This is a genomic window from Paraburkholderia sp. 32 (assembly GCF_050435345.1).
In the GTDB taxonomy this organism is placed as follows: Bacteria; Pseudomonadota; Gammaproteobacteria; order Burkholderiales; family Burkholderiaceae; genus Paraburkholderia; species Paraburkholderia tuberum.
The window spans coordinates 176,935-194,745 of the sequence record NZ_JBNDKD010000002.1; the positions used below are offsets into that span (position 1 = coordinate 176,935).

Genomic DNA, 17,811 nt, shown 5'->3' on the forward strand with positions numbered 1-17,811 from the left:
TCAGTGTGTGCATCCGATGAGCACCAATCTAACAATCCAAATTGCTAGGTAAAATATTGTTTTTGCATGCAGTGCATAGCTCAAGCCTATGCCGAGAGGCTTTCCGGGCCGCTAACCGATGTGGAGGCGCCGAATATACGTTTCACAGAATGCCGAGAAGCGCTTCACAACCTCGCGCGGCTTGACGGCGCCCGATAGTGCGATGCCAAGCGTCGTCGCATTGACGCTTTCCTTGAAATGTTTAATCACGAAGTCTTCGCCGTCCACTGTTCGGGTCGACTTCAGCGGGAAGTTGAGTATGCTGTAACCCAAGCCGTTGGCAACCATGCCACGCACCACTTCAGGCTGTGACGACCGGAAAGCCGCGGTAGGGCGGCTGCCGACTGCGTCGAACAGCGCGGAGAAGTACTCGCGGCTATGCGGCAGGTCCAGCATCACATAGGGCTCGGGCAGCAGATCGGCCAGCGACACTTTGCGGGCCCGTGCAAGCCTGTGTGTTTTAGGCAGGATGACATACGGTGGCAGCGAAAGCAGCGGGGTAAACGCGATTCCATCGGCGATATCGAGGCTGTAGGTCAGCGCGATATCGAGCGAGCCGTCGCGCAGGCCGCTCAAAAGCGTGTCCTGATGCGCTTCCGTCGTACGGAAGGTGATCGCCGGATAGTCCCGCACGAAGCGGCTGATGATGCCTGGCATCAGCGGCGGGGCCAGCGACACCATGCAGCCCAGCGAGATGGAGCCCGACATGCCGCCGTCGATTTCCTTCGCGGTCAGCTGCAATTCTTCGGCGTTCTGAAGCAGATTGCGAGCGTGGCCGAGCAGATCGCGGCCCGGTTGCGTGAGCGACAGCCCGCTGGCGTGATGGCGGATGAACAGTTGGACGCCGAACGATTCCTCCAGATCCGCGAGCGACGTCGAGATAGACGGCTGCGAAATGTGCAGGCGCTTTGCCGCGGCGGTGAACGAAAGCGTCTCGGCCGTGACGACAAAATACCTGAGCTGACGCAACGAGTAGCGTATCGAGTTGCCGTCCATCAGTTGCTCCGTGTTCGGTCGAACCGATTGTCGCTCGCCAATTGTCGATTGCATAGCGAAAAACGATGCAAAGCATTTTTAAAATATAGTTTTTGTTGCCCGCCGCGCGGCGTACATTCTGTCCGACCGAAGAGAGAGAGTGACCTGAATCCAGAGCGCTTTTCAGAAGGAGAAGGCCATGTCGGCTGAAAAATTGTCGATCGACACGCTGGTCATAGGCGCGGGTCAGGCTGGCGTGGCAATGAGCGAACACCTGAGCAAACTCGGCGTACCCCATCTCGTGCTGGAGCGCGACGGCATTGCCGAACGCTGGCGTACCTGCCGCTGGGATTCACTGGTCGCCAATGGTCCCGCCTGGCACGACCGCTTCCCTAATATGGAGTTCGAAGGACTCGATCCTGATGGGTTCGCCGCCAAGGATCAGGTCGCCGATTACTTCGAGGCCTATGCGCGCAAGTTCGATGCGCCGATCCGCACGGGCGTCGAAGTCACGAGCGTCGAGCGTCTGAAGGGCCGGGCAGGATTTACGGTCGCAACGTCCGATGGCACGATCGAAGCCCGTCGCGTGGTCGTTGCGACGGGGCCGTTCCAGCGGCCCGTCATTCCCCCCATCGCGCCACAGGGCGTCGAGCTCATGCAGCTTCATTCGGCCCACTATCGGAACCCGGCGCAGCTGCCCGAAGGGGCGGTGCTCGTGGTTGGCGCGGGTTCGTCCGGCGTGCAGATCGCGGACGAACTGCAACGCGCGGGCCGCAAGGTTTATCTGTCCGTCGGTGCGCACGACCGTCCGCCGCGCGCCTATCGCGGTCGCGATTTCTGCTGGTGGCTGGGTGTACTCGGCGAATGGGACAAGGAAGTCGCCGTGCCGGGACGCGAGCATGTGACCATTGCCGTCAGCGGCGCGTACGGCGGCCAGACCATCGATTTTCGCAGGCTCGCTCATCAGGGCATGACGCTGGTCGGCACGACGAAATCGTTCGCGAATGGCGTTGCGACGTTCGAACAGGACCTCGCCGCCAATCTGAAGCGTGGCGACGAAAACCTGATGTCGCTACTGGACGCGGCCGACGACTACGTCGAGCGCAACGGCGCGGACCTGCCGGAAGACCCCGACGCACGCCTGATTCCACCCGACCCGGAGTGCGTGACGCATCCGCTCCCGGAACTGGATCTGAAGAAGGCGGGTGTGAGCACGATCATTTGGGCCACCGGCTATGCCGTCGATTTCAGCTGGCTGCACGTGAACGCATTCGACGATAAGGGCAAGCCGCAGCATCAGCGCGGTGTATCGAAGGAACCGGGCGTGTATTTCCTCGGCTTGCCGTGGTTGTCGCGGCGCGCGTCGTCGTTTATCTGGGGCGTCTGGCACGACGCAAAGCACATCGCCGATCACATCGTCACGCAGCGCAAATACCTCGCGTATCGCGACGCGTCGCAGCGTCGGCAGGACGCGCGCGGCGTGCACGGCGCGAATCCAACCGATACCGCGTGCGACGAATCGCACGCGCCGAAGACCAAAGAAGTGGGAGTGAACTGATGCCTACGCATACCCGCATCCGCATGTTCAATACGAAGGATACGTACCCGAACCAGTCGCTCGATAACGATCTTTGCCAGGCGGTTCGCGCGGGCAATACGGTCTATGTGCGCGGCCAGGTCGGTACGGATTTCGACGGCAACCTGGTCGGTCTCGGCGATCCGCGCGCGCAGGCCGAGCAGGCGATGAAGAACGTCAAGCAACTTCTCGAGGAAGCCGGCAGCGACCTGTCGCATATCGTCAAGACGACGACTTACATCATCGATCCTCGTTATCGCGAGCCGGTGTATCAGGAAGTCGGCAAGTGGCTGAAGGGCGTGTTTCCGATTTCGACGGGGCTGTGCGTCAGCGCGCTCGGCCAGCCGCAATGGCTGATGGAAATCGACGTGATCGCCGTGATTCCGGACAACTGGAAGCCATCTCAGGCGTGAGGAGCTATCCATGACATTCTCGATCGTCGGACGTTGTGGCAAGACCGGTCAGCTCGGTATCGCGATCAGTTCGTCGAGCATTGCGGTGGGTGCGAGGTGTCCGTGGGCGCGCGCGGGCGTCGGTGCGGTGGCGACGCAGAACGTGACGCAGCCCGCGCTCGGGCCGCAGATTCTCGATCTGCTGGAAAGTGGGCGTATCGCGGCGGATACGGCGCTCGAACGGGCGCTAGGCGCGAGCGAATGGAGCGAATACCGGCAGGTGACGGTGGTCGACAGTGAGGGGCGGACCGCGATGTTCACCGGCAAGGAAGCACTCGGCGTGCATCACGCCGTCGCGGGAAATCAGTGTGTGGCAGCGGGCAATCTGCTCGCCGGCAAGCCGGTGATCGACGCGATGGTGAAAGCGTTCGAGAGCGCACAAGGCGCGCTCGCCGATCGTCTGCTGCACGCGATGCATGCGGCCGTCGAAGCTGGCGGAGAAGCAGGGCCCGTGCATTCGGCGGCTCTGAAGATCGTCGATACACACGTCTGGCCGAGCGTCGATCTGCGTGTCGATTGGGCCGACGACGATCCGATCGGCAAACTTGCCGCGCTTTGGCAAGCGTATCGGCCGCAGATGCGGGACTACATCGCACGCGCGTTGAATCCAACCGCGGCGCCGAGCTACGGAGTGCCCGGCGATGAGTGAGTTGTCGAGCCGTGCGCTGCTCGAACGGCTGATCGGTTTTGCGACTGTCAGCCGCGACTCCAATCTGGAACTGATCGGCTTCGTGCAGCAATACCTCGCGGATCCAGGTGTGGACAGCGAGCTGTTCCATAACGCCGAGCGGACCAAGGCCAACCTGTTCGCCACGATCGGTCCGCGAGAGCATGGGGGCATCGTGCTGTCCGGGCATACCCATGGTGTGACGCGATGTTCGCTCGCCTCGCTGAACGTCTCAAAAGCGTGAGGTAGCCTGCGCGTCTGCGGTGCAAATCGGGCGTGAGGGGTTCATCAGGACACGCGCTCCGCCACTTCGAGCACGAAGTGCGCGACCACGACCACACCGGTGATCAGGGTCGCGAGCCAGCAGAGCGCGCGTAACGACCAGTGCGCGACGATTTCGCCGACCGCTTCTCGTTTCGCACTCAGCAGCACCAGAAGCACCAGCACGGGCGTAATGGTCATACCGTTGACGATGGCGCTCCAGTACAGCGCCTTGACAGGGTCGACGTGCCATAGGCCGAGCGCAACGCCAAGCAGCGTCCCGAGCCCCGCGAGCGCAACGAGCAGAACAGCAATGCGCCGATCACGCCGTTGGCCGTGGGGCCAGTCGAACGAACTCGCGACCGCTTGCGCAGCGGAACCCCCAAGCGAAGGCAGGGCGAGCAGCGCTGAGCCGATCAGTGCAAGCCCCAGCAGTGTGCCGGCGTAGCCATCCACTAGCGGTTCGAGCACCCTGGAAAGCTCCATGGGCTCGCCGGGCCGCGTCTGTGCACCATGCAGCGTCGCCGCAGCCGCAATCATGATGCACAATGCGGCCACGCTCGATAGCGCGGTGCGCGTCAAGGTCTGCATGCGCGCCCGGCGAAGCTGCTCTGACGAACGTCGATCGCCTCGCGACGCGTGCTGTTCGTGCTGTCGATGTTCTTCCTGCGCTTCCTGCTCGGCCTGCGAAAAAAGCAGATAGGGACTCATCGTCGTACCGAGTACGGCCATCAGCATCGTGACGAAATCTTCTTTCCACTCGACATGCGGCACGAGCGAGCGCAGCACGACCGTGTGCCACGGCACATCGACGATCAGAAGCACGCCGGCATACGCGAGCATCGGCAGCATCAACCATTTGAGCACCTGCGCATAGCGCGCATAGGGAATGAACCACTGCAACGCAATCGAGGTGCAACCGCATGCGAGGGCAAGCAACCAAAGCGGCCCATGAGTGAAGCGTTGCACGACCGCGGCCATCGCCATCACATTGACGGCGATATTCAGCGTATTGGCAATCACGAACCGCGCCACCGCCAAATAGAAGAACACCGGCGAATAGTGCGCGCGCATGTTCGCGGTCAGGCCATGTCCAGTGACGGCGGCGACACGCGTCGAGACCAGCTGCAACGCGACCATCGACGGATACGACAGCACGCAGGTCCACAGCAGGTCGTAGCCGTACCACGCGCCCGCGAGTGAATATGTGGCGATACCGCTGGGATCGTTATCGCAGCCGAGACTTGCCAGCCCCGGCCCGAGATCGGCGGCCCACGAGCGGGCGGGCTGCGACGAGGCAGCGTGCGTACTACCTTGTGCGGCGCGGGGCGCGGTGCCCCTGTCGGGGGAAGAGTGCATTCGCCTGACCGTCGGGAAACCAGGGATGCTGTAGCGCTCGCACGAAACGTTCCTTCGTCGACTCGTTTCGCGGCTTACATATACAGCGGATGTGACGCTATCGGGGGCGACTATCAGGACTCCCTCAGGCTGACGATACAATGTCACATCTTCAACCCGCGCCGACCAGCGCGAAACGCTCGTCGACCGCGGCGAGCGAACGACCAGTCTCCGCGATAGCTCCCCGCAAGTGAGGTCTCAATGCCCAGGCGTCTTTTCCGCGCTGCGGCAATCGAAACGGATTCAAAGCGGTGAATGACACACTCGGCCATACTGCACCGCAGCTGACTCGCTGCGTTTGCCTGAATTCCCGACCTGCTTCGGTAGGGATGCCGGAGGTGCCGGACAAAGTGAAAGTAGCGACGAGCCGCTGAAGAAAATCGCTGGAAAGGAGAAATCTTGAAAAAGACAGGATTCACGGTTCTGATCATGACGCCTTGCACGGGCGCGCACGCATCGGACTACGCTGAGGTCTGGAATCCACCAGAGGCACGCGCGAACATGCTTCGAGTGACGACTCGCGCCGCATCCGTCAGGGTCGTGCGCTAATGGAAACGATCGACTACGACGGGTACACGTTGTGGGGGCATGCCATCCTTCAGCAGGAAGGCGAAGGCATCCTGCAACCGGAGCGCTATGCGGCGAGCGGAACCATTACGCGAGGCGGAAAGCTGATCGAAGCATCAGGCATTCTGGGACTATTCGATAGCGAGGAGGAAGCCCACCATGCAGGCCTGGATTGGGCGCGCGCGTGGGTGGATGCTCATGGATGAGCTTGCGCTTGGCAGGGTAGTCGAGAGGCTTGGAGCCGTTGCCGTTGGTGGGCCGGGAGGACGCGCCAGCGGATCGACTCAAACCTACGCTTCCCGCTTGCTGCGCCCATACAGCAGCAACATTGCCGCTATCACCGCGCCGTAGATGATCTGACGTCCCGCCTCGGGCATCTGCGCAACTGAAAGGATCGACTGCAGCAGCGTGATGAGGATCGCGCCAGCCACGGTGCCGAGGTATGAACCTCGTCCACCCAGAATCGATGTGCCGCCGAGCACGACTGCCGCGATCGCCGGCAACAGGTAGGCATCGCCCATCGACTGCGCTGCCTTCGACGCATAACCGGCGAGCAATACGCCGCCGAACGCCGCGAAGGCGCTGCACACGGCGAATGCGGCCACGGTCACGAGCCGCGTATTGATGCCGGACAGATACGCCGCGCGTTCGGTATTGCCGATCGCGTACAGCGTGCGGCCGAAGGTCGTACGCGACAACAGGAACACCGTGGCGCCGCCGATCACGAGCCATAGCGCGACGGCATTCGGCACGCCCGGTACGAGCCAGCCCGCCGCGAGCCATCGCATCACCTGTGGCGCGGAATCCTGCGGCGACGATCCGCCGGTATAGACGATCATGATGCCCTGTGCGACCGCATTGGTCGCGAGCGTGGCGATCATCGACGGAATGCGCAGCAGCGCAACGAGGATGCCGTTGACGACGCCGATCAGCACGCCGCAACCAATCCCGACCGGTATCGCGAGGATCCGTCCGAGTTCGCCGTGCCCCGCTACCGCGCACGCCATCATTGCGCCGACGGTGATGGTCCACGGCAGCGACAGGTCGATGTGGCCGAGCAGGATCACCATCATCAGGCCGGTCGCGATGATGCCGAGGAACGCGCCGACCTTCAGTTGCAGCAGGATGTACTCCGGCGACGTGAAGTTGCGCGAATACATCCCGCCGACGAGCAGCAGCGCGACGATGCACGCGAACGCGATCACGATCGGTTTGTCGATTCTGCGCGCGAGCCTCGACACGAACGTGGTCCGGCCGGTCGCTGAAACGTGGCTCATTGAAACCACTCCAGACGGTTGCGTACCCTGAACAGCCCGCATGCGCCGATCGCGACAGCGAGCAGAAGAATCACACCCTGGAATAGCGGCTGCCACAGCGCATCGACGTTGAACACGAACAGCAGGTCGCCGATCGAGCGGAACGCGAATGCGCCGAAGATCGCGCCAATCGCGCTGCCCTTGCCGCCCAGCAGCGACACGCCGCCTATCACCACCGCGGCGATCGAAAACAGCGTGTACGAGTTGGCGCTGCCGAGGCTCGCTTCGCCGGTGTCGGTGAAGAACGTCAGGAATAGGCCGCCGATCGCAGTGAGCAGTCCGGCCAGCGTATAGCTGGCGAACTTCGCGCGGCGGATCGGCATGCCCGACAGAAAAGCCGCGGGTTCGGACGAGCCGGTCGCGTACGCCGCGCGCCCGACCGCCGAGCGTTTGAAAGGAATCCAGACGATCAGCGTCGCCGCGAGCAGAATCAGCAAGCTCGCCGGCAGGACGCCGGCGACCTTGCCGGTCAGCGCGTCGGCGAGGTCCTCGTTGATCGAGCCGCCGGGCACGGGGCGCAGCAGCAGCGCCAGGCCGTAGTAGACGGCGCCCGTCGCGATCGTCGTCACGATCGGCTGCAGCCGGCCGAAAATGATGATCACGGCATTCAGCGCGCCGCACAGCGCGCCCGCCGCGAGCACGCCGGCGATGCCGAGCGCGCTGTGCAGCGCGTCGCCCGTGACGATCCACGAGCCGATGCAATTCGTCAGCACCAGTGTCATGCCGATCGACAGGTCGATGCCGGCCGTCAGCACGACGAGCGCCTGCCCCATCGAGACGAGCGCGAGCAGCACCGCCTTGTTCGCTGCCGTCTGAAACACGTTGGCCGACAACGCCGACGGATAGTTGACCAGGTAGATCGCGAACATCAGCACGAACAGGCCGAACGCGAACACGGCCCCGCGATTTTCCGCATACCAGTAACGCAGCCCGCTCATAGCGCGACCCCCGTGGAAGGCGAAATCTGTCCGACGGGCAGGTCCAGTGCACTGGCAATCAGGTTCTGCTCGGTGATCGCCGAGCCGACGAGTTCCTTCTTGATCCTGCCTTCGTACAGCACGAGCACACGGTCACAGCAGCCGATCAGCTCGTCGTAGTCGGTCGAATAGAACAAGATCGCGGCGCCTTCGTCGGCGAGGCGCCTGAGCAGCTGATAGAGCTCCTGCTTGGTGCCGACGTCGATACCGCGCGTCGGGTCGCTGAGCAGCAGGATCCTCGGCTGCCGGATCAGCCACTTCGCGATGACCACCTTCTGCTGGTTGCCGCCCGACAGCGAGCTCACGGGCGCGTCGACGCTGAACGACTTGATCGCAAGCAGCTCCATCGTCCGGTCGACGAGCGACTGCTGGCGGTCGCGATCGATTACGCCGGCGGTGGACATGCGATCGAGCGCGGCAAACGACAGGTTCTCGCGTACCGACATCGGCAGCATCAAGCCTTCGGTCTTGCGGTCCTCCGGTATCAGCGCCATACCGATGCCGTTGGCGCGCGCGGCCGTCGGACTGCCGATCGACACGGCTTTGCCGTCGATCTCGATCTTGCCGGCGCACCCGCGCAACACGCCGAACAGCGCCAGCAGCAGTTCGCGCTGGCCTTGTCCGTCGAGGCCGCCCAGTCCGAGGATTTCGCCGGGCTGCAATGAAAAGCTGATGCCTTGCAGCGTGTCGTTCCACGCGAGATCACGGCAGGCGAGAACCGGAGCGGCACTGCGGTCGCCGGCGGGTTTGGCCGGAAACGCATGCTGGTACTTGCGGCCGATCATCATTTCGACGACCTCGTTGTCGGAGCGCGTGCCCGCCTCGAAGCTCATCACATGACGACCGTTCCGGTAGACCGTGCATTCGTCCGCGAGCGCCTTCACCTCGTGCATCCGGTGCGAGATGAACAGCAGCGCGAGCCCCTCTTCGCGCAGGCGCTTGAGCACCTCGATCACGCGCGCGACGTCGGCCGCGGTCAGCGCCGAGGTGGCTTCGTCGAGGATCAGAATGCGCGGCGCGTGTGCCAGCCCCTTCGCGAGCTCGACCATCTGCTGGCGCGACAGCGGCAGGTCACGGACCTTCGCAAGCGGATTGATGTCGGCGGCGCCCGCCCGGGCGAGCGCCTCCTCGGCCTGGCGGCGCTGGGCCCGGCGGTCGATCATGCCGAAACGTCGCGGCGGGTGCGAAGCGAAGATGTTGTCCGCCACGCTCAAGTCGGGGATCAGCGACAGTTCCTGATAGACGCAGACGATGCCGGCCGCGTTCGCCTCGGCCGGCGACGCGAACGAGACCTGCCGGCCATCGAAGTGCATCGTGCCCTCGTCCGGCTGTACGACGCCGGACATCACCTTCAGCAACGTGGACTTGCCCGCGCCGTTCTCGCCGAGGATCGCGTGAATGCGGCCCCTGCGCACCGTGAGCTCAGCGTGATCCAGCGCGACGGCGCCGCCGTAGCTTTTCGACACGCCAGACATCTGAAAGAACGGCTGCTCTGCATCCTGCAGCATGCTTCGTCTCCGGTCACATCCCGGCCATCATCCGATCACTGGTTGCCCTGGCTCTGCTTCATGATTTCCTGCGCAGAGAAATTGATGCCGCAAGTCGGAAACGAGTTGCCGACGAAAAAGTTGTCGGAGTCGTTCGGGAAATAGTTGACGCCCGCCTTCAGCTTCGAATCGTCGGTGACGTCGAGCGGCAGCTTGATCGAGACCGGGATCGTCTGGCCGTCCAGCGCGGCGAGCGCCGTCTTGATCGCCACGGCCACCTGCGCGGGACCGGTGCCCGCCGACGTACACTTCAGGCCCTGGCTCCCATACTGCGCGCAGAACTTGCGAAAGCCGTTCTCGGTCTCGCCGCCGAAAGGCACGAACGGATGTTTCGCATCGATCATCGCGCGCACGACTCCCGTGTCGCCGCCTTGCGCCGAAATTCCATCGAAATGGCCCTGCACGGCAATCGCGTCGGCGGTGGCCTTTTGCGCGACCCCGTCGTCCCACTTGCCGTAGACCTGGACGACGTTCCACTTCTTGCCGGTGTCGTCCAACGTTTTCAGGAAACCATTGTGCCGGTCCGTGTCGACCGACGTGCCCGCCACCCCGCGAACCTCGAGCACCTTGCCTCCGTTCGACAGGTGGCTCGCGAGCCACTTGGCCCACAGCACGCCGAGCCCGTACTGGTCGACGTTGACGTTGATCGCGTCTTCGCTGTCGAGGATGTTGTCGAACGCGATCAGCACGACGCCGGCCTTCTTCGCGCGGCGGATCGCGGGGCCGAATGAGGCGGGATTTTGCGCGTCCACGATGACCGCGTCATAGCCGGCATCGATGAAGTTGTTGACGGCCGAGATTTGCGCCGGCACGTCCTCGCCGGTCGAGACGACCTTGAATTCCTTGAGCTTGGCGGCGACGGCCGGCTGCGCCGTATAGGCCTTGGCTGTCTTGATCATCTGGATACGCCAGGTGTTCGCGATATAGCCGTTCACGAGTGCGATCCGGTAGGGCCCGTTCTTCTTCGGATACTTGATGAACTTCGTGTCGCTCTTCCAGGGGACCATGCAGGTTGGATCGCTGGACGGTCCTGAAACGAACGATGCCTGCGCGAAAGCCGCGCTTGCACACAGCGTGAATGCCGCGGTCGCCGCCGCTCGAAGCACCTGGATTCCTGAAAGCATGTCGTCTCCCTTTTGTTGGATTGAACTTGCCGATTGCCGGCGAACATGGCGGTCATGGATCGCCGCCGAATTCTGTGCGTGAAGCAGGGAATCTTGCGGAATGTGCTGCAGCGGGGGCTGACTCGGACTCGCCGAAGCAGCGCTATGACCTCTTCAACGGCGCCGCCTCGAAGCAAAACGAAGGGCCGGCGCGAACGCAGTCACGTCTGACAGTACTGGCATACCAATCCGCGCGCGATAGTGGTTTACCACGGCGTCGCGGGAAGATTCGAGTAGTCTGAAACTCCTGCTGTACGGGTTCGATGGGCGGCAAACGCGGGGTCAGGTCGATGCAGGCTGACGCCGGCAATTGGTGTACCATTTTGGCGAACTCGAGCCAATTCTTGGGCGGCTTCGAAGCTTTCGGGAATCCTGAATGGCCGATCTTTCGCACATGCCAACCGGCCGCGCCGCCGATGAGGACGCGACCGACCGTTCCTATGTCGGGCTCGCGAAGCAGATCTACGATCTGATCGTCGCCGGCGACGTCGGGCCGCGTGCGCGCCTGCCTTCCGAGCGCACGCTGGCCGAGCGTTTTGGCGTGAGCCGCACGCAGGTGAGGGAAGCGATCATCGCGCTGGAAGTGCAGGGCGTGGTCGAGGTCCGTGTCGGCTCGGGTATCTATGTGGCAGAAGCGCCGCAGGCGCGCTCCGCCATGTTTAAACTGCCGCGCGGACTGGGCCCGATCGAGACGCTGCGCGCGCGGGCGGTGATCGAAAGCGGGATCGCGGCCTTAGCCGCTACCGAGCGCAAAGATTCAGACCTCGACCGGCTCTTCGCCGCGTTGCGCGCGATGCGCGAAAACATGGACGACAAGGCTGCGAACGAGGCCGCCGACCGTGATTTCCATCTGGCGATCGCGCGGGCGACGGGAAACGAAATGCTCCGGCTCGTGGTGACAGCGATGTGGGACAACTCCCGTGCCGACCCGTTGTGGAAAAAGATCGAGGAGCACTTTCATACTCCCGCATTGCGGGCGGCTTCACAGGATGACCATCAGCGCATCTTTGCGGCCATCATGGCGCGAGATGCGACCGCCGCGCGCACGGCGATGCAGGCGCATCTGGCGCGCGTGGTCGGCGAGTTCACACGAGCCTGGCGTTAGCCAGACCATGTTCTGCGGTGCGCGCCGCAAGCTGCAGCGGCACCGCCCCAATCCGTTCGCCTTCAGCTCGGTCACGGCTCTGATTCATCGCCGGCAATCTGGTCGAGGAACCGGGCCAGTCGTTCGGTATCGGCGTGCGTCCAGCCCTCGGGAGGCACCACGCTGGCCCAACCGTTGACGTAGTCCTCCGACGAGTAGTTGTGACCAAAACCCGCCGGCACGCCGAGTTGGTGAATCAGATCGCCCACCGCCTGCACGCCCGAGACGATGGGAAACCAATGCATGGCGTCAGGCACGTCGAAGCCACGTGGCCGAGCCAGCCATTCGGGCGGCCACCAGAACGCACTGGCACTCCAGAACACGGCCGGATCGGCCGGATGCTGAAGGTACACGATTCGCGGGGCCGGCCAGTCGGTGTCCAATGCCATCTGATGCGGATCGCGGTTCAAGAACCGTACCGAACGCCCCCCATCGAAGATCGGCTGCCAGAAGGGCGACCCGCTATCGCGCTCGCGAGTGAGTTGCGAATGGATCGGGTTGCTTTGTTTGGCGCCGACGATCAGCACGCCATCCGTTCGGGCCATCATGTTGGCCACCGAGGCAGAGGCGTCTTTCCCGACGAAAGGCGCTTCCACCCCCGCGGCGCCAAGACTCTTGCCGAACAGAACGAGCTTTGGCCGTCGTTTCGGCGGGAGCATCGACCATCGGGCGCGAACCGCGTTGAAGAGCGTGACACCCGCCTCGTTCGCGAGACCAGCATCCATGAAAATGGCGAGTCGGCTAGGCAGGAAAGAGTATTGGATCGCCACGATCGCCGTGTCGCCACGGTGCAGTTGCTCCAGCGAAGCTGCGGCTTTGGGGACTATCCAGCCCGTGCCGGTGGGTATCCACACGACCAGCACTTTCCGCTCGAACCCGCCGGCGCGCTCGAGCTCGCGGACCGCAATCTGCGCACGCTGCTCGAGGGAGTCCGCGGAACGCACTCCCACGTAGACCCTCACCGGATCGACCAGTCTCGCATCAGTCCCGTGGAACTTCGCGAGCTCTTGCTTGTTTGTCGCTGTCGCCACGAAGCCGCGCCCCATGCGGCCCAAGGTGTCCCATGCGACGAACGACGTGCTGCTGCCGGACACCGCCGGCGACGTGGGGGCCACGATTCCCTCGGTCGTGTTCTCGTTCACCCGCCCGTGGACGAAGTTGGAGACCGTGGTGAGGGCGGGAAAGGCCACTCCGCGAGCGAGCGCCATGCCAATCACGATGATGAGCAGCGCTGTTGCCGGCACCGAAACGATCGGGGGCACGTGGCCCTGGATGACCTGCTTGACTGCGGCGACACCGCACGCCGTCAATCGCCCGATGACTACCAGCAACACCGCGCTCAACGGCGATAGGACGATCACCAGCACGGCGTCGAACCAGGCGATCGGCGCCATCCCCATGAAACTACGCTGCTCGTTCTGCCAGCCGAGCCATAGCTTCGAGCCAACGAATAGTGCAATGAGCCACGCCGCTGCCAGAACGATCCAGCTGCGCCGTCGGATCTCGCTGCCGACCACGCGCCCCCATCGCTCCAGCAGCCGATGCACGCCGCGGCCGACCAATGTGCCTATCCCATAGCCGATGGCCAGACAGAACGCGCCGACCACGGTTTGCGTTCCCCACGACCGCGGAATCAGTGTCGGCGTCAGTGACTGCCACCAGAACACGAGCGCGAGCAGCGAGCCGCTGAGCGTCGGCGTCCAGGACGTGCTTCGAAGCCCGGCGGCTACCGGCTCATGGGAGTCCCGCATGCGTGCTCGCTCGGATTGGCACAACTCGCACCTCGTTTCCGCGGGTCACCCGCAAGGGAGTTGATGACGCGACCAGCCTTGATTCAGACTCTGCCAGGAGGGCAGTAATGGACGATGCCGCCGCATGATCAGCCACGACGATGTTTTCCTGATTACCGCGCGCAACGCGACACATGGGGGCAGCGGGACGGACGGGGCTGCTCCGATCTCGTGCGATGTTTCTCCTACGTCGAAAAAACGTCAACGATAAACCGGCCATGCGTCGCATTGTATTTACCTTTCTGTCCCCCGAACAACATCGTCGCTCTGCGCGCATCGGGTTCAAACATCGATGAACCGGCCTGTCGGTGGCAAGCGGTTCGAAACCCGCCGGTTGAATTGGCCGTCGCAAACCAAGCCGAATATCTGGAGCATTGCCGACGCTACGCAGTTGACCGGCAAGGCAAACAGGCCAGATAGCGAGATGGTGTTGCGATTGTCGCAAGACTTCCAGGAAGACCCGGTGTCTCCGGTCGCTTCTGTCTGCCGCACGAAGCTCGAAGGGATCATAGGCAAACGCGGCGACGCGCCATACCGCTCCGAAAGGGCACGCCGGCGCGAGCCATTAAACCTCCTGGCGCGTTGCGGGCCGAGCGACCGCGTCGCGGAACCTGCGCCTTTGAGAAGGCGTCGACAACATCGAATCGACAAAGGTGTGCGCCCGATTTTCTCCATACTTGAACGCTTCATGCTCGGTCAGAAAATCGAACTGTTCCGGAAAACTCAGCAGTTCCTGTTCCGGATTGCCGGGCAACGTCACAGTCCATGACACGCGATAACGGCGATATTTGCCACCGAGCCAATGCGTCTTCGATAGCGTAACGTTCACCTCGATATTGCAGCCGCGATACGGCGCATATTCCTGAATGGACATCGCTTTTCTCCCACAACTGAACGCTTGCCACGTACGTCTGCTTTGCCGGCGGTTGCGCGCGGCCTCCAGATCGCGGGATAGTCGATCTCGTCCGCGACCGGGACATAGACGCTCGCCCCGCTGGTCGCGCCGTTCGGCCACGAAAAACGCGCAGCCCGTGGGTGTCTCGTTATGAATTTCGTATTGACGATGCACATCGAGCAACGCGCGTTCCCGCGCGGCAACCATCGTCTCGGCCCGCAGCGCGGCTGCGCTCGTGGCCATTTCCCCGATCTTCGTGACGCGGCGCTCGCGCACCGGCTGAACATCAAGGCGATTCAGGTGGCGGAACGGGACTTCCAGGTCGCCAAAAGCCGCAAGGCGCGAAACGAGTTCGTCGATACGTGGTCCGTCGACGCGTTCGTGGAAGAGGGCATGCAGCCGGCGGAACCACGATGGGGTACGCATGAACGGCATTGGCCTGCGGACGCGCATCGGCACGGGTTCGGTAGCGATGCGGCAAGTCATCGACCGCATGCGCAGGCGCATGACGGGCGTTTTTCCGCAGCTCGACGGCGTGAACATCGACTATGCATGGGGTGGCTTTGTCGACGTCACGATGAACCGCGCGCCGGGTCTTGGCCGTGTCGGCGACAACCTCTACTACGTGCAAGGCTTCTCCGGACATGGGCTGGTGTTCGCGGGAATGGCCGGCAAAATTCCCGCGGACGCGATCGGCGGCGACGCTTCTCGATTCGACAACGCATCTGAGCGCCTGAGGAATGAAGGGTCGATGGCTGCGCCCCAAAGCAAGCCGGTGATCGGCAAGGCGCGTCATCTTCGCTTACGAAAGCGCGCGGGACACTCAGCCGGCCACGCCGCGCCGACGGGCTCGATCAACTCGATGGCACCCGGTGATCAAGGCCCGGGAAGGAACTGGACGTCTCCGTACCAGGCGCGTGTCGTGGCACCGGTATTGTCGGTATCGGTCAGCAGCCCGTAGCCTGTGATTCGTCCTGGCGGTTCGTGAAAGACCCGCTCATAGTCTTGCACGATATTGCGGCGCAGGCTTTGCCACTGACCCGCATCGCCAGGCAGACCGGAGACCACGATCATCTGTACGCGGTTCGTGCGAGGGTTGGCAATGACGGTACCTGGCGCGGCGGTGGTCGACCACACGTACATCAACGTGGCATAGGGCAGATCTTCGCCACTCAGTTCCTTGGCCAGCCCCATCTTCGCCCGGTCGAAAAGCGACAGCTTGCTCTTGTCTCCGGCAAACATGAACACCAGCCGCGCTGGCGCGTCTTCCTTCGACGCCACGCGGTTATCGGCGCCTTCGATCGGTCTATCCGCTTTCCAGCGCCATGCCACGACGGGAGTGCGAGCGAGGTCGATATCACCGTCGTGCATCAGCGCGGAAGCAGAGCGGTTCGCGTCCGCCTGCAGCACAGTGGTGTGGTCGTCGTGAACGAGCGTGTATTGCGTGATGGGCTTGCCGCGCACGACCGGCAGGTTCTTCCAGCCCGCGGGCAGCGATGCGCCGGGCTCGAACGAGGAAAAGGCGATACCGGGCTTTTCGTCCTGGGCAAGGATGGGTGGCGACAACAAAAGAAGCGCGACGCATGCGGCGATCCAGGCTGACGGGGCTGTTCGTTTTTGCGCTCGACGGCGCGAGGGAAGATGCACGGCAGGTCGCATTCGTATGTTGGATAGCGTCCATTGTAATGGGCTCCTCGGGCGACGTTTCAGCGGAGCTTTCACGCCGGCGGTTGAGGTTCTGTTTGCTGCGTCGTAGCGGCTGCATGACGAGGCTCGCAACGCGCCGCGCGGTATTCCCGTCGCGTCGTGCGGCGCGCGAGGGGTTTGCTATCAATGACCGTGATCGCCGCCACTCATCACAGGCGTCAATTTCCCACATATTGGGGAAACTCCCTGGCTCGTAAAAATCGTAACTCGACTTAACAAAGTTAGAATGGCTGCTCTAAGACGGCTTCAGACTGTCTGCCTGGCCAACGGCCCGGTATGGGAACGACCTTCACGAATCGCAGTGGCAGCGATCGCCGTGTCCGCGAGAACCTGAGAGATATTCCGTGAGCAGCCCAAAACAGATGCCATTTACCCTATCCGTTCCGACCGACGTGTCGCAACTGCCCAACCAGTTCCTCGCCGGTTATTGCGCGCTGATACGGCTGAACGTGGATACATACAGGTCCGCGGTCACGGGTGCCGCGCTGCACTGGGAAAGCGTATTGCGCGCCCAGACGCCTGAACAGTTCCTCAGACGTCAAGCGGATGTGATGCCTTGGCTCACCCTGCAGTTCGCCGGATACACCCGCGGCTGGATGGATATCGCGTCTGAAACAATCAGACCGTGCCACGCCGGCGGCGATCACGACGACGAGCGTGAGCTCCACGAGGACACCAGGCCCGCTGGGCTGCCGGCCTGCGCAACGGGCGTCGACGCGATGATGCGCGCGGCCGTGCCGCCGGAAGTGCAGCCGGATGGCGTGTCCGTCGCCGAGGCACAGGTCGGAGAAATGGTCCGTGCCTTTCTCGAGCGCGTCGAAAAGGCGACGCCTGACACGGCGGAACGACGAGGTCCGCCTCGCACACGTCGCTCGTCAACCCGATAGGCGACGAGCTTCCACCAATCCTGCCGGGTCCGGTATTCGCGTGCTGCCGATGCAGCCGTGGCCGGATCTGGTCACCCGTTCCTTCGTTCCCGCCGTGAGGTAAACGACATGTTGAGCCCGCACGAAGTGGCCACGTTGCTGCTGTTGAAGGATGCGCCTGAACGAATTGATTCGGATCGGGCAGAGCTTGGGGCGCTCCGCGAACTGCAGTTGATTGCGAATGAGCCAACTGGGCCGGGCTTCCGGTTACCTCGCGTGACGCCGCGCGGCGACGCCGTGCTGCGAGCATTCGCACGGGTCCGCTGACCGGTGCGCAGACAACGTATCTGACGACCTACATACGTTGGGTGGCCGCCTGCGCCGCCGCTCGGCAATCGTGTGTACGAACAGCTTCGCCAGTGACTGTCGCTGAGCACCGCAGCGCGCAGCGGAGACTTCGTCACGGTCGCT

At 63.2% G+C, this 17,811-nt stretch carries 17 protein-coding genes and 1 pseudogene; 9 read left to right on the top strand and 9 right to left on the bottom strand.

What is annotated here, in order from left to right; genetic code table 11:
• Nucleotides 1–111: 111 nt before the first annotated feature.
• Nucleotides 112–1,035, bottom strand: coding sequence for a LysR family transcriptional regulator (locus OKW26_RS16120; RefSeq protein ID WP_429354369.1), 924 nt, complete (start codon nucleotides 1,033–1,035; stop codon nucleotides 112–114).
• Between the two features lie 178 nt (nucleotides 1,036–1,213).
• Between OKW26_RS16120 and OKW26_RS16125 the strand changes: the two genes are divergently transcribed.
• The 4 genes and pseudogenes from OKW26_RS16125 to OKW26_RS16140 form a co-directional block, all read left to right on the top strand.
• Nucleotides 1,214–2,572, top strand: coding sequence for a flavin-containing monooxygenase (locus tag OKW26_RS16125; RefSeq protein ID WP_429354370.1), 1,359 nt, complete (start codon nucleotides 1,214–1,216; stop codon nucleotides 2,570–2,572).
• Nucleotides 2,572–3,003 (top strand): RidA family protein, encoded by a 432-nt coding sequence (locus OKW26_RS16130; RefSeq protein ID WP_429354371.1) that lies wholly within the window; start codon nucleotides 2,572–2,574, stop codon nucleotides 3,001–3,003. The genes OKW26_RS16125 and OKW26_RS16130 overlap by 1 nt, the downstream gene beginning before the upstream one ends.
• 10 nt (nucleotides 3,004–3,013) lie before the next feature.
• Nucleotides 3,014–3,691: a DUF1028 domain-containing protein gene (locus OKW26_RS16135; protein WP_429354372.1), complete on the top strand. Its 678-nt coding sequence runs from the start codon at nucleotides 3,014–3,016 to the stop codon at nucleotides 3,689–3,691.
• Nucleotides 3,684–3,902 (top strand): annotated as a pseudogene (locus tag OKW26_RS16140) (acetylornithine deacetylase); the annotation flags it as partial. The gene OKW26_RS16135 and the pseudogene OKW26_RS16140, both read left to right, overlap by 8 nt.
• Nucleotides 3,903–3,997: 95 nt before the next feature.
• Here OKW26_RS16140 and OKW26_RS16145 read toward each other — a convergent pair.
• Nucleotides 3,998–5,329: an NRAMP family divalent metal transporter gene (locus OKW26_RS16145; protein WP_429354373.1), complete on the bottom strand. Its 1,332-nt coding sequence runs from the start codon at nucleotides 5,327–5,329 to the stop codon at nucleotides 3,998–4,000.
• A gap of 587 nt (nucleotides 5,330–5,916) precedes the next feature.
• On the opposite strand from OKW26_RS16145, the gene OKW26_RS16150 reads away from it, so the two are divergent.
• Nucleotides 5,917–6,141, top strand: coding sequence for a hypothetical protein (locus tag OKW26_RS16150; RefSeq protein ID WP_018422453.1), 225 nt, complete (start codon nucleotides 5,917–5,919; stop codon nucleotides 6,139–6,141).
• Nucleotides 6,142–6,225: 84 nt separating this feature from the next.
• On the opposite strand, the gene OKW26_RS16155 is transcribed toward OKW26_RS16150, so the two are convergent.
• From OKW26_RS16155 to OKW26_RS16170, 4 genes are read right to left on the bottom strand one after another with little or no spacing between them, the layout of a single operon-like run.
• The gene (locus tag OKW26_RS16155; RefSeq protein ID WP_429354374.1) at nucleotides 6,226–7,212 is read right to left on the bottom strand and encodes an ABC transporter permease; all 987 of its coding nucleotides are present in this window, start codon (nucleotides 7,210–7,212) and stop codon (nucleotides 6,226–6,228) included.
• Entirely contained in the window at nucleotides 7,209–8,189 is a 981-nt protein-coding gene (locus OKW26_RS16160) for an ABC transporter permease (protein WP_429354375.1), read from the bottom strand. Before OKW26_RS16160 ends, OKW26_RS16155 begins: the two co-directional genes overlap by 4 nt.
• Nucleotides 8,186–9,736, bottom strand: coding sequence for a sugar ABC transporter ATP-binding protein (locus OKW26_RS16165; RefSeq protein ID WP_429354376.1), 1,551 nt, complete (start codon nucleotides 9,734–9,736; stop codon nucleotides 8,186–8,188). Before OKW26_RS16165 ends, OKW26_RS16160 begins: the two co-directional genes overlap by 4 nt.
• Nucleotides 9,737–9,771: 35 nt before the next feature.
• Complete coding sequence (locus tag OKW26_RS16170; RefSeq protein WP_184024175.1) at nucleotides 9,772–10,899, bottom strand: sugar ABC transporter substrate-binding protein; 1,128 nt, start codon at nucleotides 10,897–10,899, stop codon at nucleotides 9,772–9,774.
• 415 nt (nucleotides 10,900–11,314) lie between these two features.
• Between OKW26_RS16170 and OKW26_RS16175 the strand changes: the two genes are divergently transcribed.
• Nucleotides 11,315–12,043 carry a FadR/GntR family transcriptional regulator gene (locus OKW26_RS16175; RefSeq protein WP_429354377.1) on the top strand — a complete coding sequence of 243 codons (729 nt, stop codon included), beginning with the start codon at nucleotides 11,315–11,317 and terminating at the stop codon, nucleotides 12,041–12,043.
• 71 nt (nucleotides 12,044–12,114) lie between these two features.
• Here the strand turns inward: OKW26_RS16175 and OKW26_RS16180 are convergent, their stop codons facing one another.
• Both OKW26_RS16180 and OKW26_RS16185 read right to left on the bottom strand, forming a co-directional pair.
• Complete coding sequence (locus OKW26_RS16180; protein ID WP_429354378.1) at nucleotides 12,115–13,833, bottom strand: alpha/beta hydrolase; 1,719 nt, start codon at nucleotides 13,831–13,833, stop codon at nucleotides 12,115–12,117.
• 604 nt (nucleotides 13,834–14,437) lie between these two features.
• Nucleotides 14,438–15,193 carry a hypothetical protein gene (locus OKW26_RS16185; protein WP_429354379.1) on the bottom strand — a complete coding sequence of 252 codons (756 nt, stop codon included), beginning with the start codon at nucleotides 15,191–15,193 and terminating at the stop codon, nucleotides 14,438–14,440.
• On the opposite strand from OKW26_RS16185, the gene OKW26_RS16190 reads away from it, so the two are divergent.
• The gene (locus OKW26_RS16190; protein ID WP_429354380.1) at nucleotides 15,192–15,728 is read left to right on the top strand and encodes an NAD(P)/FAD-dependent oxidoreductase; all 537 of its coding nucleotides are present in this window, start codon (nucleotides 15,192–15,194) and stop codon (nucleotides 15,726–15,728) included. The two genes, OKW26_RS16185 and OKW26_RS16190, sit on opposite strands and share 2 nt — an antisense overlap.
• On the opposite strand, the gene OKW26_RS16195 is transcribed toward OKW26_RS16190, so the two are convergent.
• Nucleotides 15,644–16,414 carry a DUF3047 domain-containing protein gene (locus tag OKW26_RS16195; protein ID WP_429354381.1) on the bottom strand — a complete coding sequence of 257 codons (771 nt, stop codon included), beginning with the start codon at nucleotides 16,412–16,414 and terminating at the stop codon, nucleotides 15,644–15,646. The two genes, OKW26_RS16190 and OKW26_RS16195, sit on opposite strands and share 85 nt — an antisense overlap.
• Nucleotides 16,415–16,866: 452 nt before the next feature.
• On the opposite strand from OKW26_RS16195, the gene OKW26_RS16200 reads away from it, so the two are divergent.
• Together OKW26_RS16200 and OKW26_RS16205 are read left to right on the top strand one after the other, a co-directional pair.
• The gene (locus OKW26_RS16200) at nucleotides 16,867–17,361 is read left to right on the top strand and encodes a phasin family protein (RefSeq protein ID WP_429354382.1); all 495 of its coding nucleotides are present in this window, start codon (nucleotides 16,867–16,869) and stop codon (nucleotides 17,359–17,361) included.
• A gap of 108 nt (nucleotides 17,362–17,469) precedes the next feature.
• A complete protein-coding gene (locus OKW26_RS16205) occupies nucleotides 17,470–17,667 on the top strand; it encodes a hypothetical protein (protein WP_184068456.1) in 198 nt (65 codons plus the stop codon).
• Nucleotides 17,668–17,811 lie beyond the last annotated feature (144 nt).